This is a genomic window from Streptomyces sp. B93 (genome assembly GCF_018070565.1).
Taxonomy (GTDB): domain Bacteria; phylum Actinomycetota; class Actinomycetes; order Streptomycetales; family Streptomycetaceae; genus Streptomyces.
In genome coordinates, this window is sequence record NZ_JAGPXL010000069.1 from 1 (window position 1) to 24,440 (window position 24,440).

Consider the following 24,440-nt stretch of genomic DNA (forward strand, 5'->3'; position numbering starts at 1 on the left):
CCGAACCCGGAAGCTAAGCCTTACAGCGCCGATGGTACTGCAGGGGGGACCCTGTGGGAGAGTAGGACGCCGCCGAACAAATTTTGAGGGAAACCCCGCATCTTCGGATGCGGGGTTTTCTGCGTTTACAGTGGGCCGCATGAGTTCCGAGATACCCCTCGTTCGTGCGGTACGTGCCGATGAGTGGCGGGCGGTGAAGCAGCTGCGGCTTGATGCGTTGCGGGATCCGGTCGCGCATCTCGCGTTTCTGGAGACGTATGAGCAGGCTGTCGCGCGGCCTGATGCCTTCTGGCGGGAGCGGACCGAGCGTTGTTCGGCCGACGGGGCGGCCGGGGCGCGGCAGTTCGTCGCTGAGGGCGCTGACGGGGAGTGGGGTGGGTCGCTCACCGTGCTGGTGGAGGAGGCCGGGAGCGTTGACTGGGCCGGGTTTCCTGTCGAGGTGCGGCAGGGGCACGTCGTGGGGGTGTTCGTGCGGCCCGAGTGGCGAGGGCTCGGGGTGAGTGAGGGGTTGCTCCGGGCGGGGGTCGAGTGGGCCTGGGGGATGGGGCTGGAGCGGGTGCGGCTCATCGTGCATGAAGAGAACCTGCGGGCCCAGGGGCTCTACCGGAAGGTGGGGTTTCGGCCCAGTGGGGTGACGGTGCCGTTGCAGGGCAGCGGTGGGGAGGCCTCCGAGTTGGAGTTCGTGTTGGGGCGGCCGTCAGAGGGCTGACAACTCGTCGTTGGGCCAGCGGGTCCTGGCCTGTTCACGGGAGCGGAGGAGGGCCACGGTGGGCGTCCCCTGGTCCGTGCCAGTGGACAGGAGGGTCGGGAGGGCCGGGATCGGGGCCACGGCCGCGATGTCGTCCAGGACGACGGTGAATGGTGGGTCGAGCCGACCGGAGGATGACCGTGCGGCCATGCGCCGGCCGTGCTCGACCACGCTGGAGACGAGGGCCGTCAGGAGGGGCATCGCACCCGGGTTCGTCCTGGGGTCCTCGATGGATTCACCGACCACATAGAGCGTGCCCCCTTCGTCGATGAAGGAATCCAGGGAGAGGGCATCAGTTCGGTTTGGGGTGCACGCCTCGCGGATGTTGACGGTGGAGAGCGCGGACAGGGCTCTGCTCGTCAGTTCGTGGGCCATGTCCCGGCGTTCGGGGTGTGAGGTGAGCGCGGCTTCCAGTTCGCCCGCGGCGCCCGGGGCGGCCTTGGGGTGGGTGCGGAGGGTGCGTACCGCGTCCTGGATCTGGGTGCCCTGGGACCAGCGGTGGACGTGGCGGACGGTGCGGTTGTCCAGGGCGGCGGCGTGGAGGTAGCTGCGGAGGAGGGTCTCCGCGGTGTCCGCCAGGGCCTGGTCGAGTTTGGCCGTGGGGCGGACGGGGGCGAGGAGGGCCGTGGCTCGTGCGGCGGCTGTCGGTTTGTCCTCGCAGCCCGTGGTGGGGGACCAGTGGAGGCGGGCCGGGGTGTCGCAGAGGTGGGTGGGGTCGTAGAGGTGGACGGGGCCCAGTTTGGCTCTGGCGTCCTTCGTCTCCTGCCAGAGGGTGGGGTTGGAGGTGACGATCAGGGCGGGGCCGTCCGCGTCCGCGATGGTCTGGAGCGCCGTCGCCTGGCGGTCTTCCCTGGGGGCGTAGTGGACGGCGCCCTCGGGGCGGTGTGGTTCCCATCCGGCGCCCCCTCGGACGTCGTCCCTGGGCGGGGAAGGCATGGGCGGCGCCTCAAGGGGTTGCGTGCCCTGCGTGCCTTGTTGTTCCGTCCGCTGGGTCGGGAACTCGTAGGCCTGCGGTTCCGTCTTCGGTTCCGGGTTCGGCTGCGGGGGCAGTTTGCGTCTTGCTCGTACCGCTCGCCATCTCGCGACCGTGCCCATCACGAACATCGTGAGGACGAACAGCACCATCAGCTGGCCGATGAACAGGCCCCAGAACAGGCCGTATCCGGAGAGCTGGGACGGTGGGGTGTCGGGCCAGGCGGACGGGAGGTCATGGGGTTCGGTGATGAGGGCGCGCATGGCCAGGGGGGTGCGGGTGAAGGTCACCCCGGTCGGCCAGGCGCCGTGGGAGAGCAGGGCGGCCAGGCCCGTCGCCGTCCAGACCAGCAGGGTCATGCCGAGGAGGAAGCCGAGTATGCCGATCAGCAGGCCGTCGGGGATGCCTCCTTGTGCATCCCGCCGCTGACTCTGGTGGTCGTCCGGTCGCACGCCTCCCCCTCTTCACGTCCTTTGCTGGTGCTTGCTAGGCCACCGTCGATTCCGAGTCGCCCAGGTGTTGTTCCACGAACGCCGCCGCGCGTTCCTCGGCTTCCAGTTCGGCGGCGCGCAGGGCGTCGTCGTCCAGGAGGTCGGTGGAGGATTCCGTCATCGCGCGGTCGGTGAAGACGAGGGGGCGTTCGGTCTCGGTGACCAGGTGTTTGACGACCTGGACATTGCCGTTGACGTCCCAGACGGCGATGCCGGGGGTGAGGGACGGGATGATTTCCACCGCCCAGCGGGGCAGGCCCAGGACGCGGCCGGTGGCCCGGGCCTCGTCGGCCTTCTGGGCGTAGATCGTCCGGGTGGAGGCCATCTTGAGGATCGCCGCGGCCTCCTTCGCCGCCGCGCCGTCGACGACGTCGGAGAGGTGGTGGACAACCGCGACGAAGGACAGGCCGAGGCGGCGGCCGAACTTCAGCAGGCGCTGGAAGAGCTGGGCGACGAAGGGGCTGTTGATGATGTGCCAGGCCTCTTCGACGAGGAAGATGCGCTTCTTGCGGTCGGGGCGGATCCAGGTGTGTTCCAGCCATACGCCGACGATCGCCATGAGGATGGGCATGGCGATGGAGTTGCGGTCGATGTGGGAGAGGTCGAACACGATCAGGGGCGCGTCCAGGTCGATGCCGACGGTCGTGGGGCCGTCGAACATGCCGCGCAGGTCGCCGTCGACCAGGCGGTCCAGGACGAGGGCGACGTCGAGGCCCCAGGCCCGTACGTCCTCTATGTCGACGTTCATCGACTCGGCCGACTCCGGTTCCGGGTGCCGTAGCTGTTCGACGATGTCGGAGAGGACCGGCTGGCGTTCGACGATGGTCTCGTTGACGTAGGCGTGGGCGACCTTGAGGGCGAAGCCGCTGCGTTCGTCGAGGCTGTGGCCCATCGCCACCTCGATGATCGTGCGGAGGAGGGCGAGCTGGCCGGTGGTGGTGATGGCCGGGTCGAGGGGGTTGAGGCGGATGCCGTGGTCCAGGGCGGCCATCGGGTCCAGGCGGATGGGGGTTATTCCCAGCTCCTGGGCGACGAGGTTCCATTCGCCGACGCCGTCCTCACCCTGGGCGTCCAGGACGACGACCTGGCGGTCGCGGAAGCGCAGCTGCCGTAGGACGTAGGTCTTCTCCAGGGCGGACTTGCCGTTGCCCGATTCTCCGAGGACCAGCCAGTGAGGGGCCGGGAGCTGTTGGCCGTAAAGCTGGAAGGGGTCGTAGATGTAGCCCTTGCCCGAGTAGACCTCGCGGCCGATGATGACGCCGGAGTCGCCGAGGCCGGGGGCGGCGGTGGGGAGGTAGACGGCCTGGGCCTGGCCCGTGGAGGTGCGGACCGGGGGGCGGGTCGTCTCGACCTTCCCGAAGAGGAAGGACGTGAAGGCATCCGTGATGACGGACAGCGGGTCCCGCATCAGCGCATCAGCCCCTACCTTCGGATTCCGGTGGCGAACGGGAGAGTGTTGACGAAGGCGCGGTGGTGTTCACGGTCGCACCATTCGAGTTTCAGGTACGACTTGCCCGCTGACGCCCTTATCGTGCGCTTGTCGCGGGCGAGGGCCTCGGGGGAGCGGGACGAGACGGTGATGTAGCCGACCAGGTTGACGCCGGCGGCGCCGCTGGCGAGGTCGTCGCCGCGCTGGTCGAGGCGGTTGTGGGCGGCGATGTCGCGCGGGTCGACGGTGCGGTTCATCTTGGCGGCGCGGGACGCCTCGGCCTCGTCGTTGGTCTTCTCGGTGAGCATGCGCTCGATGGCGACCTCGGTGGGTTCGAGGTCCATGGTGACGGCGACGGTGCGGATGACGTCCGGGGTGTGGACCAGGAGCGGGGCCAGGAAGTTCACGCCGACAGGGGTGAGCGGCCATTCCTTCACCCAGGCCGTGGCGTGGCACCAGGGGGCGCGGGTGGAGGACTCGCGGGTCTTCGCCTGGAGGTAGGTGGGCTCCATGGCGTCCAGCTCGGCCGGCCAGGCGTTGCGCTTCGTCATCGCCTGGATGTGGTCGATGGGGTGGTCCGGGTCGTACATGGAGTGGATCAGGGAGGCGAGGCGGCCCTGGCCGAGGGGCTGCCGTACGCGGATGTCCGCCTCCTGGAGGCGGGAGCAGATGTCGGTCAGCTCGCGGGCCATGACGATGGCGAGGCCGGCGTCCCGGTCGACCTTGCCGCCGCCGCGGGTGCGGGCCGCGCGGGCCATCGCCTGGGCCTCGGCGGCGAGGTCGCGGGTGTAGTGCATACAGGCGACGAGGTAGGCGCGGTGCTGCTCGCTGCTCGTCGACACCATCGACTGGAGCTGGTCGTACGACTGCTGGAGCCATGCCGGTGAGCGGTCGTCGCCGCGGACGGCGACGTCCTTGGCGTGGGCGTCGGGGTCGGCGGGGAGGGTGCGGGCGAGCATCTGGAGGCGGGTGACGAAGCCGTCGCCGTTGGCCACGTGCTTGAGGAGGGTGCCGAAGCGGTCGACGAGGGCCTCCTGGTCCTCGCTGTCGCGCAGGCCGACGCCGGGGCCCTCGATTTCGATGGCGGCGGTGACGGTCTTGCGGTCCGCGTGCAGCAGTACGGCGATCTCGTCGGGGCCGAACGGGGCGGCGAGCCAGGTGATGCGGCCGATGCCCGGGGGCGGGCCGACCTCGACCTCGCGGCCGTCGAGACGGGTGCCCGCCTCGATGACGCCGGAGCGGTAGGCGGCGCCCTGGCGGACGGTGCGCTTGTAGCTGCGGTTGATCTCGAACCACTTGTAGAAGGTGCGCTGCTTGAAGGGCACGTAGACCGCGGCGAGGGCGATCAGGGGAAAGCCCATGAGCAGGACGATTCTCAGGGACAGCACCGGGACGAGCAGGCCGCACATCATGCCGAGGAACGCGCCCGCGATGATCAGCGCGATCTCACCGGTCTCGCGGTTGCGGCCGATGATCGCGTTCGGCCGGGCGCGGCCGATCAGATACGTACGGCGGGGCGTGACCGGATGGGACAGATGGGACTCGGTCGTCAACGCCCTTCACCTCCCGTGCGGTTGGTACTGCTGTTGCGGGTGTTGCTGGCGTGCGGGGTGTTCACCGTGCTGGCGGCACGGGGGGCGGGTGCGGCGGAGGGGACAGTTCCGCCGCCACCGGTCGAGGTGCGGGCGCTGTGCGCGGCGACGCCGCCGGAGGCCGGGTTGGACGGGCGGGGGGTGCTTGAAGACTGGCCTCCGCCGCCGTTGCTGTCGGCGCGGGCGCTGTGGGTCTTGATGCCCTGGGCGACGAGGGTCGCCGGGGAGCTGATGACCGCGGCGGCCTTGCCCTCGGCGCCCTGCATGATGCGGTTGTTGCGGGAGGAGGCGATCTCGTCGCCGAAGCCGGGGACGAAGCGGTAGATCATCGCCGAGGCGAAGATGGCGAGCAGGATGATCGCCAGGCCGGAGACGACGGCGGAGAAGGCGTCGGGGCCGTCGTCGGCGGAGAGGGCTCCGGCGAGGCCGAGGACGATGACGATGACCGGCTTCACCAGGATCACCGCGATCATGATGCCCGCCCAGCGGCGGACGTGGCCCCACAGGTTCTTGTCGACGAGGCCGGCGTAGACGACCGTGCCGAGGAGGGCGCCGACGTAGAGCAGGGCGGCGCGGATGACCAGCTCCAGCCAGAGGACGCCGGCGGCGAGGATCGACACCAGGGAGACGACCATCAGCATGATGGGGCCGCCGCCGATGTCCTCACCCTTGGCGAGGGCGCCGGAGAAGTTGCCGAAGAAGGCGTCGGTCTGGTCGCCCGTGGTCTTGGCGAGGACCTCGGAGACGCCGTCCGTCGCCGATACGACGGTGTAGAGGATCAGGGGGGTGAAGGCGGAGGCGAGGACGGTGAGCCAGAGGAAGCCGATGGCTTCGCCGATGGCGGTGCTCAGGGGGACGCCGCGGACGGCGCGCTTCGCTACCGCGAGCAGCCAGAGGAGGAGGGTCAGGATCGTCGACGCGGCGAAGACGACGGCGTACTGCTGGAGGAACCTGGGGTTGGTGAAGTCGACGTTCGCCGTCTCGTTGACGGCGCCGCTGAGCTTGTCGATGGTCCAGGAGGCGGCGTCGGCGCAGCCCCTTGCCAGGGAGGAGAGGGGGTCGAGGGTGGAGGTGGGGTCGAGGGTGGGGGTGTTGGTGGTGCCCTTGTCTCCGCTGTCGCGTTCGCAGTAGTCCTTGGCGGGTCCGACGATGAGGTCGCAGTTGTCGTCGGAGGGCGAAGGCGTCGGTGCCGCTGCGGCGCGGCTGGCCAGCAGTACGGCAGTGGCCTGTACGGCGATGAGGGCGGCGGCGAGCTTGAGTGCACGGCGCGGCTTACCGGGCATAAGTGAAGCCTCCGTACTCCTCGACTGCCTTGCGCATCTCGTCCGCGTTGGACGCCTGATTGTCGCCGGGGACGGGGGCGGGGCCGTCCTTCTGGGCGAAGCTGTCGACCTTCCAGTCACCGTCGGCCCAACGCATCTCGAGGGTGAGGGTGAACCAGTCACTGGTGACCGGGTTGGTCGACTTCTCCCCGGCGGTGCCGTACACACCGGTGCACCAGACCTCGACGGTCGCGGCCGTGTTCGAGTACTTCGTGGTCTTGGTGCCGATCGGACTGGTGCGGGAGACATAGGTGCTGCCCGCCGTCGCGTTGCCGTTCTGGTCGAGGCCGATGTTGCTCAGGAACTCCTTGGAGTACGTCCTGTTGAACTGGTCCTCGAGGGCGGGCTGTCTGTCGGCGACGAAGACCTGCTGGATGATCCCGGTGCGCCGGGCGGGCTTGAGGATGTCGGCCGACACCAGCGCAACCGCGTAGTTCGCCGCCGCGCTCTGGGCCCCCTCCTGGTTCTGGGTGTAGCCCGTGGGGATTCCGTTGGACGTCGTCTGGACGGGCTGATCGCCCGAGGCGGCTGTGGGGGCCGGTTGGGGGCCTGCGGCGTTGTTTTCTTCGGGAGGTGCGGAATCGTCTCCTCCGCGGTTGGCGAAGGCGATGGCGGCGATGAGGAGGACGATGACGCCGACGACCGTGACGAGGCTGCGGGAGGAGGAGCGGGTGGGGCGGCGGGGGCCGGTGCCGTAGGGGTCGCCGGAGGTGCCCGGCAGGCGTGTGCGTGTCTGGCCCGAGCCGCCGTAGCCGCCGGAGGCCTCGTGTTCGTCCCCGAGACTCATGCCGTGTACGCCCCCTCGACGTCGTGCAGATCCATCTCGTACCGGAACGCGTAGCTATTAGACGGTAGCCGTGCTGGTTCCCGCGCGGGCGCGGTGTGGTGACTCGACATCAGGGTGACGCAACCTCAGCCGGTGGGCACGACGGGCGGGTGGGTGGAGGGTGCCGGGCGTGCCCGGGTGCTGGGCTACACGGCCATGCCGTACACGATGGTGAAGAGCGTGCCGAGGGAGCCGATGATGAAGACACCGGTGAGGCCGGCGATGATCAGGCCCTTGCCCTGCTCCGCGCTGAAGGTGTCCCGCAGTGCGGTCGCTCCGATGCGCTGTTTGGCGGCGCCCCAGATGGCGATGCCGAGGCAGATGAGGATGGCGACCGCCATGACCACTTCGATCATCACCTTGGCCTCGTTGCCCAGGCTGCCGAAGGGGCCCCAGTCCGGAGCGATCCCGCCGATGATGGTGTTGATGTCTCCCTTATCGGCCGCAAAGAGCATGTAAGTCACCGCCCCTGTTGGGTAGTTCCGCAATCCTCTGCGGTGCGCAGAGGTCAGACCTCATTCTCGCCGACATTGTCGCCGTCGTATGTCGACTTGGCGTCATCGGTGGGCGAGTTTCGTACGAAAACCTCGTATGGTCACTCTGTGTATCACGGCTGGTCACGCCGGGCAACGAAGTGGGTGCGGAACCTGTGGTGTGGTTCCGTCGTTGAGTCACTTTTGCAGTTTGCGCGTGTTTCTGACGGTCCGAAGGGTCGGCGGGGGGTGTGCCTTGCCCCTGCGGGGGGCGTCGGGGTAAGTCTCCCACCGAGGGACGGCTCGTGCGTTCGGGCGATGGCGTCTTGAAACGGCGCCGGATGGGGGAGGGTTGGGGCGTGCGGAAATGGTGGGTGGCCGGTGGGGTCGCGGTCGGGGCCGGGCTGAGCTTCGTGATGCTGCTCGTCGTCGGGGTGTACGTCGTCGCCGGGAACCTGGTCAACGGGGTGGGCGGGGCCGGGAAGACGCTCGCCAAGGGGGCTGTGCCCGCCGCCTACCAGGACCTCGTGCAGAAGTGGGGGAACCTGTGCCCCGCCATCAACCCCGCGCTGCTCGCCGCGCAGCTCTACCAGGAGAGCGGGTTCAACCCGCGGGCGCAGAGTCCGGCCGCCGCGCAGGGGATAGCGCAGTTCATCCCGGGGACCTGGGCCACGCACGGAATCGACGGGGACGGGGACGGGGACCGGGACGTCTGGGACCCGAATGACGCGATTCCGTCGGCCGCCTCCTACGACTGCACGCTCGCCAAGTACGTCAAGGACGTGCCGGGGGACGCGACCAAGAACATGCTCGCCGCGTACAACGCGGGGGCGTACGCGGTCATCAAGTACGGGGGTGTGCCGCCGTACAAGGAGACGCAGAACTATGTGCGGGTCATCACCGATCTGGAGACCAGTTTCGCCGCGCCCGTGGGGCGGGTGGACCCGTCGCGGCAGGCGGCCGGGGCCATCCACTACGCGCAGAAGAAGCTCGGCACCCTCTATCTGTGGGGCGGGAACGGCACCGCTGACCAGGGCGGACGGTTCGACTGCTCGGGGCTGACCAAGGCGGCGTACGAGAGTGTGGGGATCGAGCTGCCGCGGGTCGCCAACGACCAGTACAACGCCGGGCCGCATCCCTCGCGGGAGGAGCTGCTGCCGGGGGATCTGGTGTTCTTCTCCGATGATCTGACGGATTCACGGGCCATCCGGCACGTGGGGATCTATGTCGGAGGCGGGTACATGATCGACGCGCCTCGGCCCGGGGCCGTGATCCGGTTCGACCCGGTCGACACCCCTGACTACTTCGGAGCGACCCGTGTCACCGAAGATGGCGCGAAAGCACTGCCCTCGGCGGTCTGACGGGGTGTTCGGAGGCGGTCGGGAAGCGGTTCTAAACGGGGTGAACCGAGCGTGAAGCACACCCCTGAGCTGCGGCGATGAATCTCTCTTCGATAACGTCTGAGTGATCATTCAGTGGAGTGTGGAACGTACTCGGGGGAGCCGTGCGTTCCTGTTGACGTAGCCGTGCGAAGAAATGGGAACGCGGGTCTACGCGCCACGGGGGCACCACGACGAACACGCCGTACGAAGACGAAGGGGCCGCTGCATCTATGGCTGGACTCGCGCAATCCGGGTCGAACCCCGACGTCGAGCTGCTCTACGACATCAACGGCCTGGCCAAGGAAGCTCCGCACTGGTTCGACCGGGTGGTCGAGTTCGTCGGGGAGTTCGGGCTGCTGTTCGCCATGGTGCTGCTCGTGCTGTGGTGCTGGTGGCGCGGACGGCGACGGGCCGCCGGCGACGAGGAGGCCGCCGCCTCCGTCGCCGCGCTCGCCTGGGCGCCGCTCGCCGCCGCGATCGCCGTACTCGTCAACGTCCCCATACGCGGGTTCGTGGAGCGGCCCCGGCCCTTCCTCACCCATCAGGACCTCGAGGTGCTGGTGGCCGGGAAGACCGACTACTCGTTCGTCAGCGACCACGCGACCATCACCATGGCCATGGCCGTCGCCCTGTTCGTCGCCAACCGGAGGTTCGGTCTCGCCGGGCTCGGGCTGGCGCTGGTCGAGGGCTTCTGCCGGGTGTACATGGGAGTGCACTACCCGACGGACGTCGTGGGCGGGTTCGCTCTGGGTACGGCCGTCGCGCTGCTGCTGTCGCCGCTCGCCATGGCGCTGCTGACGCCGGTGGCCCGGGCGATGGGGCGGTCGGAGCGCGTGGGGTGGCTGATCCGGCGGAGGACGGGAGCGGACGGGGGGCGGGATCCGATGCTCTCCGAGGCTCGTGACGGGCGGCCCAACGGGGCTTCGGGGGCCGACGATCGGGATCTGGCTGCCTGAAGTGCCCCGAGTGCCCCCCGAGTGCCTCAGCGCCTGTGGGGGCGGGTTGAGGGTTACAGCCCTTGTGGGTGCGTGAAGAAGCGCGTCGGGTCGTAGGCGCGCTTCAGCTTTGACAGGCGGCTGGCCGCGTCGCCGTAGTACGCCGTCCGCCAGTCCTTCAGGGTCGGGTCCGTGTAGTTCTGGTACGCCGCTCCCGACGCGTACGGGCGCATCGCCGCGTGGGTCTCCGCGAGCCAGCTCTCCGCCGTCGCGCCGGAGGTGCCCGCGCGCCAGGCCGCGATGTACTGGGCCAGCATCCGTGAGCGGCGGTGGACGAACGCCGTGGCCGTCGGGGAGACCCGGTTGACCGCGCCGCCGAGGGCGGTGAGCGCGATGCTGCCCGTGCCGCCGCGGACCGACGCGATCCCGGCGAGCAGGGTCGCGATGCCCGGCTCCGAGAGCGAGCGGTCGAAGAAGTCCGAGCGGGCCGAGTACGTCTCGCGGCCCAGCGCGCCCTGCGGGGAGCGGCCGGGTGTGCTGCCGGGGAGGTGGCACTGGTCGTCGGAGGTGAAGGCGGCGCAGCCCGCGTACACCTCCATCGACTCCCGGTACGAGCGGCGGCGCAGGGCGACGTTGGCGGCGGAGGCGCCGACCTGGTCGGCCAGGCGGTCGACGGCGTTCTGGAGTTCGCCGTAGGTGCCCAGGGAGAAGGCGGTGACGGACACCGTCGGGGTGCCGTCCGTGGCGTTGCCGAGCTGGAGGGCCGACCAGATCTCGTCGGGCTGGTCCGGGCCCCACTCCTGCCAGGCCCGGACCACCGCGGCTGCCCGTGCCCAGGGCCAGCTCAGGTACGCCGACACTCCCTGCGGGGCCGGGTGGGTACGGAAGTGCAGTTCCGTCACGACGCCGAAGTGGGCGTTGCCCGCGCCGCGCAGCGCCCAGAAGAGGTCGGGGTGTTCGGTGGCGTCCGCGGTGAGTTCGGTTCCGTCGGCCGTGACCAGGGTGGCCCTGGTGAGGCTGTCGCAGGTCAGGCCGTAGGCGCGGGAGACGACGCCGTGGCCGCCGCCCAGGGCGAGGCCGGATATGCCGACCGTGGGGCAGGAGCCCGCCGGGATGGTGGCGCCCTTTTCGGCCAGCGTCCGGTAGACGTCGATCAGTTTGGCGCCGCCGCCCGTGACCGCGGTGCCGCCGGTCGCTCGGACGGTGTTCAGCTGGGACACGTCGATGACCAGGCGGCCGTTGCCGGACGACCAGCCCGCGTAGGAGTGGCCGCCGTTGCGGATGGCGACGCGGACGTCGTGGGCGCGGGCGAAGGAGAGTGCCGTACCGATGTCCGCGGCGTGGGCGACGTAGACCACGGCCGCGGGGGTGAGGGTGTCGAAGCGAGTGTTGTAGAGCTGGCGGGCGGTGGGCCAGTCCGGGTCGTCCGGGCGGATCAGGGTGCCGTCGAGGTCCTGGGCGAGGGCGGGCCACGGGGGGTGGGGTGACGAGGACGGGGACGGGGAGGGGGCGCGGGGGGCCGGGGGTTTTGGGGTGGGCGCGGCTGGGTCCGGAGGCGGTGTGGGGCCGCATGCGGTTGATGCGGCCATGACGGCGGCTGCCGTGCCGCCGACGAACGTGCGGCGTTCCATGGGCCCCCTTCCCGTACCGGCTCATCGGGTAGCGCTGCTACGGCTTCTGTAGCTTCTGTGGAGCGAGACGGGTGGGTCGGGGGTGCGGGTTCCCGGCGGTGGGCGGGTCCCGTAGCGGGCGCTGGTGGTGTAGCGTCCTCGGCGGTGCCCTTTTTGTAGGTGTTCGCGGAGATTTCTGTGTCAACGGGTCGTGGTCCGTCACCCTGTCGTGAGCCGCCTGGAATCTCTGCGTGTTCTTGCCGTGAGCATTCCGTGACCTAACCGCACCGACCGCAGGGGTTCACCCTCCGTTCACTTACGGCCATAGGCGGCTTCACCTGATCTGCCTAATTTCGGCCTTACCTGATGACGGACGCGCCCAGGTACGGCGGGTTCGGGTCACTCATACTTCGCACGCCGCCGATCAGGACGGCGGCTCCTGGAAGGAACTCCCGAAAGTGAAGCTTCAGCGCAAGAACCGGCGGGCCCTCGTCCTCGGTGCTCTCGCCGTCTCCGGCGCCCTGGCCCTCACGGCGTGCGGCTCCGACGACACGGGCGACAACAGCGGCGGCGACGGTGCCACCACGAGCGCGGCCGCCAGCGACATCAAGTGCGACGACGCCTCGGGGCAGCTCCAGGCCTCCGGCTCCTCCGCGCAGAAGAACGCGATCGACGCCTGGATCAAGCAGTACGCCGCGGCGTGCAAGGACGTCCAGATCAACTACAACCCGACTGGTTCGGGCGCGGGCATCACGGCGTTCCTCCAGGGCCAGACCGCGTTCGCCGGTTCCGACTCGGCGCTGAAGCCCGAGGAGGTCGAGGACTCCAAGGAGGTCTGCACCGACGGTCAGGCCATCGACCTGCCGATGGTCGGCGGTCCGATCGCCGTCGGCTACAACGTCCCGGGCGTCGACAACCTGGTCCTGGACGCGGCGACGCTGGCCCAGATCTTCGACAGCAAGATCACCAACTGGAACGACGAGGCGATCAAGAAGCTCAACCCCGACGCCGAGCTTCCCGACCTGAAGATCCAGGCCTACCACCGCTCCGACGAGTCCGGCACCACGGACAACTTCACCAAGTACCTCCAGGCCGCCGCCCCGGACGACTGGAAGTACGAGCCCGCCAAGACCTGGGAGGCCAAGGGCGGCCAGTCCGCACAGGGCTCCTCCGGCCTCGCGCAGCAGGTGAAGCAGGTCTCCGGCGCCATCTCGTACTTCGAGCTGTCGTACGCCAAGGACGGCATCTCCACCGTCAGCGTGAAGACCGAGGCCGCCGAGCCGGTCGCGGCCACCGTCGAGAACGCCACCGCGGCCATCGCAGCCGCCGAGGTCGTCGGCACCGGCAAGGACCTGGCGCTGAAGCTGGACTACACGCCGTCCGCCGAGGGCGCCTACCCGATGGTCCTCGTCACGTACGAGATCGTCTGCGACAAGGGCAACAAGGCCGACACGCTGCCCGCCACCAAGTCCTTCCTCAACTACATCGCCTCCGAGGACGGTCAGGGCCTGCTCGCCGAGGCCGGCTACGCCCCGATCCCCGACGAGATCATCACCAAGGTCCGCGAGACCATCTCGGGCCTGAGCTGACCTGAGTGTGCGGCCCGCCTCCCACCGGAGCGGGCCGCACCGTCCGGTGCACCGCCGCCAGGAGCCGCCGCCGACCGGTCGCGGCTCCGCTTCTGGGCCGTCGTCCGTGCGACGGCTCCGCAGACCGGAGAATCCTGATGGATATATCGACGCAGAGCACTGTTCCTCCCCCCACCCCACAGCCTTCCGAAACCGAGCGGAAGCGTGCCGCCCGCGGCGCCACCCGCATCGGTGACCGGGTCTTCCTCGGCCTCTCGCGTGGCTCGGGCATCTTCCTGCTGGTGATCATGGCGTCCATCGCCCTGTTCCTCAGCCTGCGTGCCGCCAACGCGATCAGCAAGGACGAGGCCAACTTCTTCACCACCTTCGAGTGGAACCCCACCGGCGACCCGCCGGTCTTCGGCATCGCCGTCCTCGCCTTCGGCACGATCGTCTCCTCGGTCATCGCCATGGCCATCGCCGTCCCGGTCGCCGTCGGGATCGCGCTCTTCATCACCCACTACGCCCCGCGCAGGCTCGCCGGGCCCGTCGCGTACGTGATCGACCTGCTCGCCGCCGTCCCGTCCATCGTCTACGGCCTGTGGGGCATCCTGGTCCTGGTGCCGAACCTGGAGGGCCTGTACGGCTGGCTCGACGACTACTTCGGCTGGACCGGCGTCCTCGACTGGAGCGGCGGCGCCCCGCGCTCGCTGTTCACCGTCGGCATCCTGCTCGCGATCATGATCCTGCCGATCATCACCAACGTGAGCCGCGAGGTCTTCAAGCAGGTCCCGCGGATGAACGAGGAGGCCGCGCTGGCCCTCGGTGCCACGCGCTGGGAGGTCATCCGGATAAGCGTGCTGCCCTTCGGGCGCTCCGGTGTCATCTCCGCCTCGATGCTCGGCCTCGGCCGTGCCCTCGGCGAGACCATGGCCGTCGCCATGGTGCTGTCGCCGACCTTCGACATCAACGCCAGCCTGCTCGACCCGGGCGGCGGTACCTTCGCCCAGAACATCGCCAGCAAGTTCAACGAGGCGACCGAGAACGGCCGTGACGCGCTCATCGCCTCCGGTCTGGTGCTGTTCGTGATCACCCTGCTGGTCAACGGTACGGCCCGGATGATCATCGCCCGCCGCAAGGAATTCTCGGGGGCCAACGCATGAGCCACGCATCTGTGTCCACGTCCGGCAAGCGTCGCGGCGAGCTGCACGGCGCCCGGCTGCCCAAGTGGTTCCCGTGGGCCGCCGCCGCCGGGTCCGTGGCCCTCGGGCTGGGGATCAGCGCCGTGGCCGGGCTGGAGAGCAACATCCAGTGGGGGCTGATCGCCGCGGCCCTCTTCGTTCTCGGGACGTATGTCATCGCCGCGCGCGTCGAGGGCAGCCGTCAGGCCAAGGACCGCGTCGCCACCAGCGTGATCTGGGTGGCGTTCATCATCGCCGTGATCCCGCTGGCCTCGCTCGTGTACGAGACCGTCAAGCGGGGTGTGAAGGTCCTCGACGGGTACTTCCTGACCCATTCGATGGGTCTGGTCTCCGACACCGAGCCCGGTGGCGGTATTTACCACGCCATGCTGGGCACCCTTCAGCAGGTCGGGCTCGCGACGCTGATCTCGGTGCCGATCGGTGTGCTCACCGCGATCTACCTCGTGGAGTACGGACGGGGGAAGCTCGCCAAGGCGGTCACCTTCTTCGTGGACGTCATGACCGGTATCCCGTCGATCGTGGCCGGTCTGTTCATCCTGAGCCTGTGGATCATCATTCTCGACATGGGGTACTCCGGGTTCGCCGGGTCCATGGCGCTGACGATCCTGATGCTGCCGGTGGTCGTGCGGTCCACCGAGGAGATGCTCAAGCTCGTGCCGAACGAGTTGCGTGAGGCGTCGCTGGCGCTGGGTGTGCCCAAGTGGCGGACCATCCTGAAGGTGGTCGTGCCGACGTCGATCGGTGGCATCACCACCGGTGTGATGCTCGCCATCGCGCGTATCGCCGGTGAGACGGCGCCTGTGCTTCTGTTGGTGTGGGTGACGAACTTCATCAACACCAACCCGTTCTCCGATCCGCAGGGTTCGCTGCCGGTGTACATCTACCTCCAGTTCGCGAACAGTGGTGGTTCCGGTGCGGCGTACGACCGTGCCTGGGCGGCGGCACTGACGCTCATCGCCTTCATCATGATCCTCAACCTGGCGGCTCGCGGGATCGCCCGCTGGAAGGCGCCGAAGACTGGTCGCTGACGCGGCCATCAGCGACCAGACTCCCCTTGTGTGAAAGAAGCAGTGATTCAAAATGGCCAAGCGCATTGATGTCAGCGGCCTGAACGCCTACTACGGGTCGTTCCTGGCCATCGAGGACATCTCGATGACCGTCGAGCCCCGGTCCGTGACCGCCTTCATCGGGCCGTCCGGGTGCGGAAAGTCCACGTTCCTGCGGACGCTGAACCGGATGCACGAGGTGACTCCCGGTGGGCGCGTCGAGGGCAAGGTCATGCTCGACGACGAGAACCTGTACGGCGCCGGGGTGGACCCGGTGGCGGTGCGGCGTGAGGTCGGGATGGTGTTCCAGCGGCCCAACCCGTTCCCGACGATGTCGGTGTACGACAACGTGGCGGCCGGGCTGAAGCTGAACGGGTCGTACCGGAAGGCTGAGCTGGACGATGTCGTGGAGAAGTCGCTTCGGGGGGCGAACCTCTGGAACGAGGTGAAGGACCGGCTGAACAAGCCCGGGTCCGGGTTGTCGGGTGGTCAGCAGCAGCGGCTGTGCATTGCTCGGGCGATCGCCGTGGAGCCGAAGGTGCTGTTGATGGACGAGCCGTGCTCGGCCCTCGACCCGATCTCGACGCTGGCGATCGAGGATCTGATCGGGGAACTGAAGGAACGGTTCACGATCGTGATCGTGACGCACAACATGCAGCAGGCGGCGCGGGTGTCCGACCGGACGGCGTTCTTCAACCTGGCGGCGGTGGGGCAGCCGGGGAAGCTGATCGAGATCGATGACACGGAGCGGATCTTCTCCAACCCGTCGGTGCAGGCTACCGAGGACTACATCTCGGGGCGCTTCGGCTGATCGACCTTCTTCTCCCTCGTACCCCTCGCGGTGCTGCATGGCGGTGCCACCGTGAGGACGCAAAGGACCCGTCCCCTGGCTCCCGGGGGGCGGGTCTGCGTTGTTTGGGCGGTGCCTGCGGCGGCCTGTGTCCGTCCGGGGGGTGGCGGGTGTAGCGCTGTCCGTGGGGGGTGGGTCGGGGCCGCGCCGGGGGGTGTCCGTCCTCGGAACCGCGCGGGCTGCCAACTGGATCGCCAACGGGGTTTTCCGCGCGAACCACTGCGGGCGGACACCCCCCGACACGTCCCCTTCCGTCGTACGGCGACTGCGGGCCGTCGCCCGCTTAGCCGCGGGCAGTCGTGCCGCTGGGCTGTGCGACCCACCGCGCCCGGGCTAGAGGAACGCCAGGTGTACGACGCCGAAGGCGGCGGCGGCGACTGTTGCGGCTGCGGGCATGGTGATGAACCAGCCGAGGACGATGTTCTTGGCGACGCCCCAGCGCACCGCGTTGATGCGCTTCGTCGCGCCGACGCCCATGATGGCGGAGGTGATGATGTGGGTCGTGGAGATCGGGGCCTTGAAGAGGAAGGCCGTGGTGAACATGATCGACGCGCCCGTGGTCTCCGCGGCGAAGCCCTGCGGGGGGTCCAGTTCGATGATCTTGCGGCCGAGTGTGCGCATGATGCGCCAGCCGCCCGCGTAGGTGCCGAGGGAGAGCATCACCGCACAGGCGATCTTCACCCAGAGGGGGATCGGGTCGCCGTAGTCCTCCACGTCGGCGATGACCAGGGCCATGACGACGATGCCCATCGTCTTCTGGGCGTCCTGGAGGCCGTGGCCGAGGGCCATGCCCGCGGCGGAGACGGTCTGGGCGATGCGGAAGCCGCGCTTGGCCTTGTGGGGGTTGGTGCGGCGGAAGATCCACAGGATGGCCGTCATCACCAGGTAGCCGACCAGGAGGCCGACGATGGGGGAGACGAACATGGGGATGACGATTTTTTCCAGTACGCCGTGCCAGTAGACCTGTGTGCCGCCTGCCAGTGCCGCGCCGACCATGCCGCCGAAGAGGGCGTGGGAGGAGGATGAGGGGAGGCCGAAGTACCAGGTGATGAGGTTCCAGGTGATCGCGCCGGTGAGGGCGGCGAACAGGATTCCCATGCCGGTGGAGCCCTCGGGCGTTTCGATCAGGCCTTCGCTGACCGTTTTCGCGACGCCGCTGCCCATGAAGGCTCCGGCCAGGTTCATGACCGCGGCCATGAGGAGGGCGGCCCTCGGGGTGAGGGCACGGGTGGAGACCGAGGTGGCGATCGCGTTCGCCGAGTCGTGGAAGCCGTTGGTGTACGTGAAGAACAGCGCGACCATGATGGTCACGACCAGGGCGAAGGTGTCCATGGACGGGCCTCAGGACTCCTTGACGGCGATGGTCTCCACCGTGTTCGCCACATGTTCGAATGCGTCGGCGGCCTCTTCCAGGACGTCGACGATCTGCTTGAGCTTGAGCACCTCGATGGCGTCGTACTTGCCGTTGAAGAGGTGGGCCAGGAGCTTGCGGTGGATCTGGTCGGCCTGGTTCTCGAGGCGGTTGACCTCGATCCAGTACTCGGTCAGGTTGTCCATCGTGCGGAGGTTGGGCATCGCTTCGGCCGTCAGTTCGGCGGCGCGGGCCAGGACCTCGATCTGCTGTTCGACGCCCTTGGGGAGTTCCTCGACGTTGTAGAGGACGACCAGGTCGACGGCCTCCTCCATGAAGTCCATGATGTCGTCGAGGGACGAGGCGAGGGAGTAGATGTCCTCGCGGTCGAAGGGCGTGATGAAGGAGGAGTTCAGCTGGTGGAAGATCGCGTGGGTGGCGTCGTCGCCCGCGTGTTCCGCGGCCCGCATGCGCTCTGCGATCTCGGCCCGGGCAGGTCCGTCCGCCCCGAGCAGTTCCATCAGGAGCTTCGAGCCCGTGACGATGTTGTCCGCGGAGGCGGCGAACATGTCGTAGAAGCTCGTCTCCCTGGGGGTCAGACGAAAGCGCACGTGGGGTCCTCTAGGTGCTTCGGTTCGGTCAGGCTGATGCTAGGCGCAACATTCGGCCACGGCTAACGGGCCGTCCTCCAGTGTCGCCCATAAAGCAGACTTGTCGGCATGGGGGCCGTGGGGTGAATCGGTCCGGGCTGTGGCCACAGGGTCCATACCCAGGAAAGTTCGTTACGATATACCCGGTTGGGGTATGTGCATGGAGGCGTTATGACGACCACCGAGACCGGTGCGGGCGAGGCGATCGAGGTCGTTACCGATCACGATCGGGGCGTTCACGGCTATCACAAGCAGAAGGACGAGCACCTCAAGCGGCTGCGGCGGATCGAGGGGCAGATCCGGGGCCTTCAGCGGATGGTCGACGAGGACGTCTACTGCATCGACATACTCACTCAGGTGTCCGCCAGTACGAAGGCGTTGCAGTCCTTCGCCTTGCAGCTGCTCGAGGAGCACCTGCGGCACTGTGTCGCCGACGCCGCCCTCAAGGGCGGGGGCGAGATCGACGCCAAGGTGGAGGAAGCGACGAAGGCTATCGCGCGGTTGCTGCGGACCTGACGGGGGCGGTGGCGCGGTCGTGTTCCTTGGACACTCTCAGGACCGCGTCGATGCTCTCCATGCTGAGCCTGTCCTTCGCCGCCGAGGCCGCGATGATCAGCTCTCCGCACAGCTCGATCTCGGCGAGGGCCACGTGGTCCTGCACTGCCGTACCGCCGACCGGAGCCACGCGCATCACCTCTTCTCTGCCGTCACCGACTTCCTAGAGTAGGGAGTGGCCTACACAACGCGCATGGCACGGACGGGCTAGTTCTCGCCGTCGCTTTCGGTGGGGGTGGCGGGGTGGTCAGGGTGGCGGGGTGGTCAGTCCTCCGCGATTCTGCCTGCGTAGATGTCCTTCTTGGGAGGGAGCGGCACGTTCGCGGGGGTGCCGAAGTCGTAGAGGACCGTGGTGGAGGAGACGGAGACGGGGGACTGTTCCCGGCCGTTGAGGAAGCTGAAGCGGTGTTCCAGCTTGCGGATGCGGCCCTTGTCGTCCAGGTAGGCGTCGAAGGGGACCGTGGCCGTGGCGAAGCCCTCCGCCGCGGCTGCCAGGGCGGCCCTGGTGCCGGGTGAGGCCGCCTTCGACGCCTTGGTCAGGTCGGCCGTGCCCCGGTAGTGGCGTACCTCTGTGTCGTCGATGACCGTCGTGCCCAGGTACCTCGCGCTGTGCGCGCCGCGCAGCACCTCGGCCGCGGTGTACGGATCCGTCGCGCCGCCCGTCACCAGGTTCCCGTCGGAGATGGTGGCCGTGTCCACCCGTACCCACTTGTCGGAGGGGACGCCCGCGCCGCGGTTCTTCATGAACAGGGCGCCCGGGGAGATCAGTTCCGTGATGGGGCGGTGGTCGGTGCGGCCCGCCGGGTCCTGGGGGAGCAGGACCTTCAGGCGACCGCGGCGGTGGGCGAAGTCGTAGACGCCCGTGCCGCGGATGGTGACCCGGGTGCCGCCCGTCGCCATCTCCATGGAGGTGCGGGTGCGGGAGCTGCCCGCCGCGACGAGGGTGTCCGCCGCCCGGTGCAGCGTGTCCAAGGGGTCGAGGGCACGGGCGTCCTCCGCGGCGGCGCCGCCCGAGCAGGCGGTCGCGCCGGTCCACAGGCCCGCCATCAGCCCCGCCATCGCCATGGCACTGCCGGTCCTGCCGTGCTGCCGCTGCCGCCGATCCGCCATCGCCTCTACCCCCAGCCGGTACGTCCGTCACGGGCCCCCTGTCGTTGCCGTTAACGACGGTTCGGTGGGGCCCGTCACGCCGGGCGCGGTAGCTCGGGGAGGGCACACGTGGTGTTCACCCGGCGTGGGTAACGTTCCTGGTGTGACACAGCAGGACGGTTCCCTGGCCGCGCGACAGCCTTCCGAGCACCGGACGACCACCGTGGAGCAGGGGCCTTTCTGTGTGGCCCGGTGCTCGTGTGGCTGGCGGGGGCCCGCCCGTCGGGCGCGCAGTCTGGCGCGGAGCGACGCGGAGGGGCATGGGGGTGGTGAGTGAGCCTGCCAGGGGGTGAGCCCGCCCGTGAGTGACCCTGCCCGGGGGTGATCAGGAGCGGTGCAGCGCCGTCAGGAGGTCGTCCAGGAGCGTGCGGTCGCGGGGCTGGGTGAGGCGGGTGCGGGCCTCGGGGAGCGGGAGCCAGAGGATGCGGTCCACCTCGTGGTTGGGGGTGAAGGTGCCCCCCGTCGCCTCGGCGGCCCAGTAGCGGACCTCCTTGGGGCGGCCGTCCGCCAGGTAGTGGTGCGTGGCCAGTTCCGGGCCCGGGACGGCGTCGTAGCCCGTCTCCTCCGCCACCTCGCGCAGGGCCGCGGGCAGGTGGTCCTCGTGCTGCTTGAGCTTGCCCTTCGGGTGCGACCAGTCGTCGTACTTGGGGCGGTGGACCAGGCAGACCTCCAGGTGGGAGGGGTGCAGGGGGGCCTTGCGCCAGAGGACGCAGCCCGCTGCCTGGATGGGGCGGAGAGGGGCTGTGGTCATGGGGTAGTGATCTTCTGTTTCTGCCAGGACTGCTGGAAGGCGAACCTGGCCGCCTCCACCTCGTGGCGCTGGTCGGCGTGCAGGACGCCCAGAGCGTACGCCGTCGCCGGGGCGATACGGGGGGTGCGGGCCGCCGCCGCTGCCGCTGCCGCCGCCTCCGAGGCGTCGCGGTGGCGGTTCAGGGCCTGGCCCGCGGCCAGCAGGCGGACGTTCACGGGGGCCCCGGCGCCGTCCAGGACCTCGCGGGCGTAGCGGTGCAGGCGGAGCAGGAGGCGGACCTGGTGCCAGGGGGCGTCCTGGGAGTGCGGGGTCGGTTCCGGGGAGAGGCCGTGGATCAGCGCCGCCGCGTTGTACGGGTGGCCCGCGGTGAGGAGGGGGAGCGCCGCGACCGCGTCGGTGAGGCGTTCCTCCGCCGCGGCGGCCAGGGGGCGGCAGTCGGTGGTGACCGCCGTGGGGGTGAGGGGGACCTCGCTGGCCAGCACGGCGACCTTGTCCGCCACCGCGTGGAAGCGGGAGGAGCCGAGGGCCTGGAGGGCGGCCGAGTGGGCGCGGGTGCGGGCGAGGGTGAGCTGGCGGTCGAGAAGTGCGCCCGCCTTCGCCGCGCCTACGGTGAGGTTGCCGGTGCCGGTGCCGGTGCCGGTGCCGGTTCCGCGTTCGGGGGCGGAGGCGGAGGTGGCGGGGGGTGGGGGGCTTGTGGATTGGGACGGGAGTGCCGTGGAGCCCGAGAGTCTGTGCAGGGCGTTCAGCAGGCGCTCCAGGCGGGCCGCGTACGCGTGCTCCAGGGCCAGGGTGCCGGAGAGCCACGCCAGCTCCGGGCGCATGCCCTCCGACCAGTCGGGGTCGAGCAGGGGGCGGAAGGTGTGCAGGCTGCCGCTGATGCGGCGGGCCGAGCGGCGCAGGGCGCGCGCCGCGTCGACGGACTCCTCCGAGCCGTTGCCGCCCGCCCCGGTCTCCCGGTGCTGGCGCAGGGCTCGGAGGAACTCCGTGGCCTGGGCGCGGAGGTAGCCCGCGAGGGCGTCCCCCGTCACCGTTTCGGCCATGGGGTCCGTCGGGTCAAGGTGTTGCTGTGCCACGCCGGCGCCTCCGGGCGTCTATGAGCATCTCCTGGACGTTTCGCAGGGGGTGGCCGTCCGCGTCGTTCGCGTGCCGGGTCCATTCGCCGTCCGGGCCCAGGTGCCAGGAGGCGGTGGAGTCCGACATACCGGTCTCCAGGAGCCGGTTCAGCGCGGCCCGGTGGGCCGGGTCGACGACCCGTACCAGGGCCTCGATGCGGCGGTCGAGGTTGCGGTGCATCATGTCGGCGCTGCCGAGCCACACCTCGGGTTCGCCGCCGTTGCCGAAGGCGAAGACCCGGGAGTGCTCCAGGAAGCGGCCGAGGACCGAGCGCACGCGTATGTGTTCCGACAGGCCGGGGACGCCTGGCCGTACGGCGCAGATGCCCCGTACCCACACGTCCACGGGTACGCCTGCCTGCGACGCCCGGTACAGGGCGTCGATGATCGCCTCGTCCACCATCGAGTTGACCTTGATGCGGACGTAGGCGGGGCGGCCCGCGCGGTGGTGCTGCACCTCTTTGTCGATGCGCGAGATCAGGCCGTCGCGCAGGGACTTCGGGGCGACCAGGAGGCGGCGGTAGGTCTCGCGGCGGGAGTAGCCGGAGAGGCGGTTGAAGAGGTCGGAGAGGTCCGCGCCGACCTGGGGGTCGGCGGTGAGCAGGCCGAGGTCCTCGTAGAGGCGGGCGGTCTTGGGGTGGTAGTTGCCGGTGCCGACGTGGCTGTAGCGGCGTAGGGTCTCGCCCTCCTGGCGGACCACCAGGGAGAGCTTGCAGTGGGTCTTGAGGCCGACCAGGCCGTAGACGACGTGGCAGCCCGCTTCTTCGAGTTTGCGGGCCCACTTGATGTTGGCGTGTTCGTCGAAGCGGGCCTTGATCTCGACGAGGACGAGGACCTGTTTGCCCGCCTCGGCGGCGTCGATGAGGGCGTTGACTATCGGGGAGTCGCCGGAGGTGCGGTAGAGCGTCTGCTTGATGGCGAGGACGTCCGGGTCTTCGGCCGCCTGTTCGAGGAACGCCTGTACGGAGGTGGAGAAGCTGTCGTACGGGTGGTGGAGGAGGACGTCGCGGGTGCGGAGCGCGGCGAAGATGTCGGGGGGTGACGCCGACTCGACCTCGGCCAGGTCGCGGTGGGTGCCCGCGATGAACTTCTGGTACTTCAGCTCCGGGCGGTCCAGGCCGTGGATGCGGAAGAGGCCGGTGAGGTCGAGGGGGCCGGGGAGGGGGTAGACCTCGGCCTCGTTGACCTTCAGCTCGCGGACGAGGAGGTCCAGGACCTCGCGGTCGATGGACTCCTCCACCTCCAGGCGGACGGGCGGGCCGAAGCGGCGGCGCATGAGTTCCTTCTCGAGGGCCTGGAGGAGGTTCTCGGCGTCGTCTTCCTCTACTTCCAGGTCCTCGTTGCGGGTGACGCGGAAGGCGTGGTGCTCCAGGACCTCCATGCCCGGGAACAGTTCCTCCAGGTGGGCCGCGATGACGTCCTCCAGCGGGACGAAGCGGCCGGGGGATGCCTCCAGGAAGCGGGAGAGCAGCGGGGGGACCTTGACGCGGGCGAAGTGGCGGTTGCCGTTGACCGGGTTGCGTACGACGACGGCCAGGTTGAGGGAGAGGCCGGAGATGTACGGGAAGGGGTGGGCCGGGTCGACGGCGAGGGGGGTGAGGACCGGGAAGATCTGGTGCTTGAAGAGGGTGAACAGGCGGGCCTGTTCCTTCTCGGTCAGCTCCGACCAGCGGACCAGGTGGATGCCCTCCTCGGCGAGGGCGGGGGCGACGTCCTCGTGGAAGCAGGCGGCGTGGCGGGCCATGAGTTCGCGGGACCTGGCCCAGATCATCTCCAGGACCTCGCGCGGCTGGAGGCCGGAGGCGGAGCGGGTGGCGACGCCGGTGGCGATACGGCGCTTCAGGCCGGCGACGCGGACCATGAAGAACTCGTCCAGGTTGCTGGCGAAGATCGCGAGGAAGTTGGCACGCTCGAGGAGGGGGGTGTCCGGGTCCTCGGCGAGTTCCAGGACGCGTTCGTTGAACGCGAGCCAGCTGCGTTCGCGGTCCAGGAAGCGGCCCTGGGGGAGGGGGGTGGCGCCGTTGGGCGTGGTCTCCTCGTAGACGTCGAGGTCGGCGTCGAGGTCCGGCTCCAGGTCGGAGACCGAGCCGGCCACCGTGCGGGCGCGGTGGGCGGCGATGGAGCCCACGGAGGGCTGGGTGTGCGGGGGGTGCTGCGCGGACGGCTGGGGGGTCTGCGCGGCGTGGGCCTGTGCCTGGGCGCACTGCGGGCTCCTGGAGCCATACTTCCGTGCCGGGGGGGACTGGGGCGCGTCGGAACGTGCGGGGGGCAGCGGGAGCAGCACGGCTCCGCTCTCCGCTGCGCCCTCGGGGGGCGGCGGAGGTTCTGGCACGGCGGGCGTCATTGGCCGAGCGTTGCAAGGTCTTCTGAATCGATGGTTAAGGGGATGTGACGTGCGGGATAGCGGGGGGCGGCTCGCGGGGGT

General features: G+C 69.4%; 22 protein-coding genes and 1 rRNA gene. 9 read left to right on the plus strand and 14 right to left on the minus strand.

Annotated elements, in window-relative coordinates; translation table 11 throughout:
* Together rrf and KBY47_RS34025 are read left to right on the plus strand one after the other, a co-directional pair.
* Nucleotides 1-78 (plus strand): 5S ribosomal RNA (gene rrf / locus KBY47_RS34020); the annotation flags it as partial.
* Nucleotides 79-139: 61 nt separating this feature from the next.
* Entirely contained in the window at nucleotides 140-709 is a 570-nt protein-coding gene (locus KBY47_RS34025) for a GNAT family N-acetyltransferase (protein WP_210928135.1), read from the plus strand.
* Here KBY47_RS34025 and KBY47_RS34030 read toward each other — a convergent pair.
* The 6 genes from KBY47_RS34030 to KBY47_RS34055 form a co-directional block, all read right to left on the minus strand.
* Nucleotides 698-2,173 carry a type IV secretory system conjugative DNA transfer family protein gene (locus KBY47_RS34030; protein ID WP_210928138.1) on the minus strand — a complete coding sequence of 492 codons (1,476 nt, stop codon included), beginning with the start codon at nucleotides 2,171-2,173 and terminating at the stop codon, nucleotides 698-700. The genes KBY47_RS34025 and KBY47_RS34030 overlap by 12 nt on opposite strands.
* A gap of 34 nt (nucleotides 2,174-2,207) precedes the next feature.
* Nucleotides 2,208-3,620, minus strand: a complete 1,413-nt coding sequence (locus KBY47_RS34035) for an ATP-binding protein (protein WP_210928140.1) — start codon at nucleotides 3,618-3,620, stop codon at nucleotides 2,208-2,210.
* A 14-nt stretch (nucleotides 3,621-3,634) separates the two neighbouring features.
* On the minus strand, nucleotides 3,635-5,194 hold the full coding sequence (locus KBY47_RS34040; RefSeq protein ID WP_210928143.1) for an SCO6880 family protein: 1,560 nt from the start codon (nucleotides 5,192-5,194) through the stop codon (nucleotides 3,635-3,637).
* Nucleotides 5,191-6,516, minus strand: coding sequence for a hypothetical protein (locus tag KBY47_RS34045; protein WP_210928145.1), 1,326 nt, complete (start codon nucleotides 6,514-6,516; stop codon nucleotides 5,191-5,193). The genes KBY47_RS34040 and KBY47_RS34045 overlap by 4 nt, the downstream gene beginning before the upstream one ends.
* Complete coding sequence (locus KBY47_RS34050; protein ID WP_210928146.1) at nucleotides 6,506-7,342, minus strand: hypothetical protein; 837 nt, start codon at nucleotides 7,340-7,342, stop codon at nucleotides 6,506-6,508. The genes KBY47_RS34045 and KBY47_RS34050 overlap by 11 nt, the downstream gene beginning before the upstream one ends.
* A gap of 185 nt (nucleotides 7,343-7,527) precedes the next feature.
* A complete protein-coding gene (locus KBY47_RS34055; RefSeq protein WP_004000049.1) occupies nucleotides 7,528-7,836 on the minus strand; it encodes a hypothetical protein in 309 nt (102 codons plus the stop codon).
* A 359-nt stretch (nucleotides 7,837-8,195) separates the two neighbouring features.
* On the opposite strand from KBY47_RS34055, the gene KBY47_RS34060 reads away from it, so the two are divergent.
* Together KBY47_RS34060 and KBY47_RS34065 are read left to right on the plus strand one after the other, a co-directional pair.
* A complete protein-coding gene (locus KBY47_RS34060; RefSeq protein ID WP_210928147.1) occupies nucleotides 8,196-9,215 on the plus strand; it encodes a bifunctional lytic transglycosylase/C40 family peptidase in 1,020 nt (339 codons plus the stop codon).
* Between the two features lie 251 nt (nucleotides 9,216-9,466).
* Complete coding sequence (locus tag KBY47_RS34065) at nucleotides 9,467-10,192, plus strand: phosphatase PAP2 family protein (protein WP_210928149.1); 726 nt, start codon at nucleotides 9,467-9,469, stop codon at nucleotides 10,190-10,192.
* 53 nt (nucleotides 10,193-10,245) lie between these two features.
* On the opposite strand, the gene KBY47_RS34070 is transcribed toward KBY47_RS34065, so the two are convergent.
* A complete protein-coding gene (locus tag KBY47_RS34070; RefSeq protein ID WP_210928151.1) occupies nucleotides 10,246-11,802 on the minus strand; it encodes an FAD-binding oxidoreductase in 1,557 nt (518 codons plus the stop codon).
* 437 nt (nucleotides 11,803-12,239) lie between these two features.
* Here KBY47_RS34070 and pstS point away from each other — a divergent pair, with 437 nt between their 5' ends.
* The 4 genes from pstS (at nucleotide 12,240) to pstB (ending at nucleotide 16,408) form a co-directional block, all read left to right on the plus strand.
* Nucleotides 12,240-13,370, plus strand: a complete 1,131-nt coding sequence (gene pstS / locus KBY47_RS34075; protein WP_210928152.1) for a phosphate ABC transporter substrate-binding protein PstS — start codon at nucleotides 12,240-12,242, stop codon at nucleotides 13,368-13,370.
* Between the two features lie 137 nt (nucleotides 13,371-13,507).
* Complete coding sequence (pstC, locus tag KBY47_RS34080) at nucleotides 13,508-14,512, plus strand: phosphate ABC transporter permease subunit PstC (RefSeq protein ID WP_210928153.1); 1,005 nt, start codon at nucleotides 13,508-13,510, stop codon at nucleotides 14,510-14,512.
* Nucleotides 14,509-15,579 (plus strand): phosphate ABC transporter permease PstA, encoded by a 1,071-nt coding sequence (pstA, locus tag KBY47_RS34085; protein ID WP_210928154.1) that lies wholly within the window; start codon nucleotides 14,509-14,511, stop codon nucleotides 15,577-15,579. The genes pstC and pstA overlap by 4 nt, the downstream gene beginning before the upstream one ends.
* A 52-nt stretch (nucleotides 15,580-15,631) precedes the next feature.
* The gene (gene pstB / locus KBY47_RS34090; RefSeq protein WP_210928155.1) at nucleotides 15,632-16,408 is read left to right on the plus strand and encodes a phosphate ABC transporter ATP-binding protein PstB; all 777 of its coding nucleotides are present in this window, start codon (nucleotides 15,632-15,634) and stop codon (nucleotides 16,406-16,408) included.
* 372 nt (nucleotides 16,409-16,780) lie between these two features.
* Here pstB and KBY47_RS34095 read toward each other — a convergent pair whose 3' ends face one another.
* Both KBY47_RS34095 and KBY47_RS34100 read right to left on the minus strand, forming a co-directional pair.
* Complete coding sequence (locus KBY47_RS34095) at nucleotides 16,781-17,779, minus strand: inorganic phosphate transporter (protein WP_210928157.1); 999 nt, start codon at nucleotides 17,777-17,779, stop codon at nucleotides 16,781-16,783.
* Between the two features lie 9 nt (nucleotides 17,780-17,788).
* Nucleotides 17,789-18,409 carry a DUF47 domain-containing protein gene (locus KBY47_RS34100; protein ID WP_210928158.1) on the minus strand — a complete coding sequence of 207 codons (621 nt, stop codon included), beginning with the start codon at nucleotides 18,407-18,409 and terminating at the stop codon, nucleotides 17,789-17,791.
* A gap of 210 nt (nucleotides 18,410-18,619) precedes the next feature.
* Between KBY47_RS34100 and KBY47_RS34105 the strand changes: the two genes are divergently transcribed.
* Nucleotides 18,620-18,964 (plus strand): metal-sensitive transcriptional regulator, encoded by a 345-nt coding sequence (locus KBY47_RS34105; RefSeq protein ID WP_210928159.1) that lies wholly within the window; start codon nucleotides 18,620-18,622, stop codon nucleotides 18,962-18,964.
* Here KBY47_RS34105 and KBY47_RS34110 read toward each other — a convergent pair.
* The 5 genes from KBY47_RS34110 to KBY47_RS34130 form a co-directional block, all read right to left on the minus strand.
* A complete protein-coding gene (locus tag KBY47_RS34110; protein WP_210928160.1) occupies nucleotides 18,939-19,139 on the minus strand; it encodes a hypothetical protein in 201 nt (66 codons plus the stop codon). The genes KBY47_RS34105 and KBY47_RS34110 overlap by 26 nt on opposite strands.
* A 128-nt stretch (nucleotides 19,140-19,267) precedes the next feature.
* Nucleotides 19,268-20,113 (minus strand): hypothetical protein, encoded by an 846-nt coding sequence (locus KBY47_RS34115; RefSeq protein WP_210928161.1) that lies wholly within the window; start codon nucleotides 20,111-20,113, stop codon nucleotides 19,268-19,270.
* 364 nt (nucleotides 20,114-20,477) lie between these two features.
* Nucleotides 20,478-20,903, minus strand: coding sequence for an NUDIX hydrolase (locus KBY47_RS34120; RefSeq protein ID WP_210928162.1), 426 nt, complete (start codon nucleotides 20,901-20,903; stop codon nucleotides 20,478-20,480).
* Entirely contained in the window at nucleotides 20,900-21,976 is a 1,077-nt protein-coding gene (locus tag KBY47_RS34125) for a CHAD domain-containing protein (protein WP_210928163.1), read from the minus strand. Before KBY47_RS34125 ends, KBY47_RS34120 begins: the two co-directional genes overlap by 4 nt.
* On the minus strand, nucleotides 21,957-24,359 hold the full coding sequence (locus tag KBY47_RS34130; RefSeq protein WP_210928164.1) for an RNA degradosome polyphosphate kinase: 2,403 nt from the start codon (nucleotides 24,357-24,359) through the stop codon (nucleotides 21,957-21,959). Before KBY47_RS34130 ends, KBY47_RS34125 begins: the two co-directional genes overlap by 20 nt.
* Between the last annotated feature and the right edge of the window lie 81 nt (nucleotides 24,360-24,440).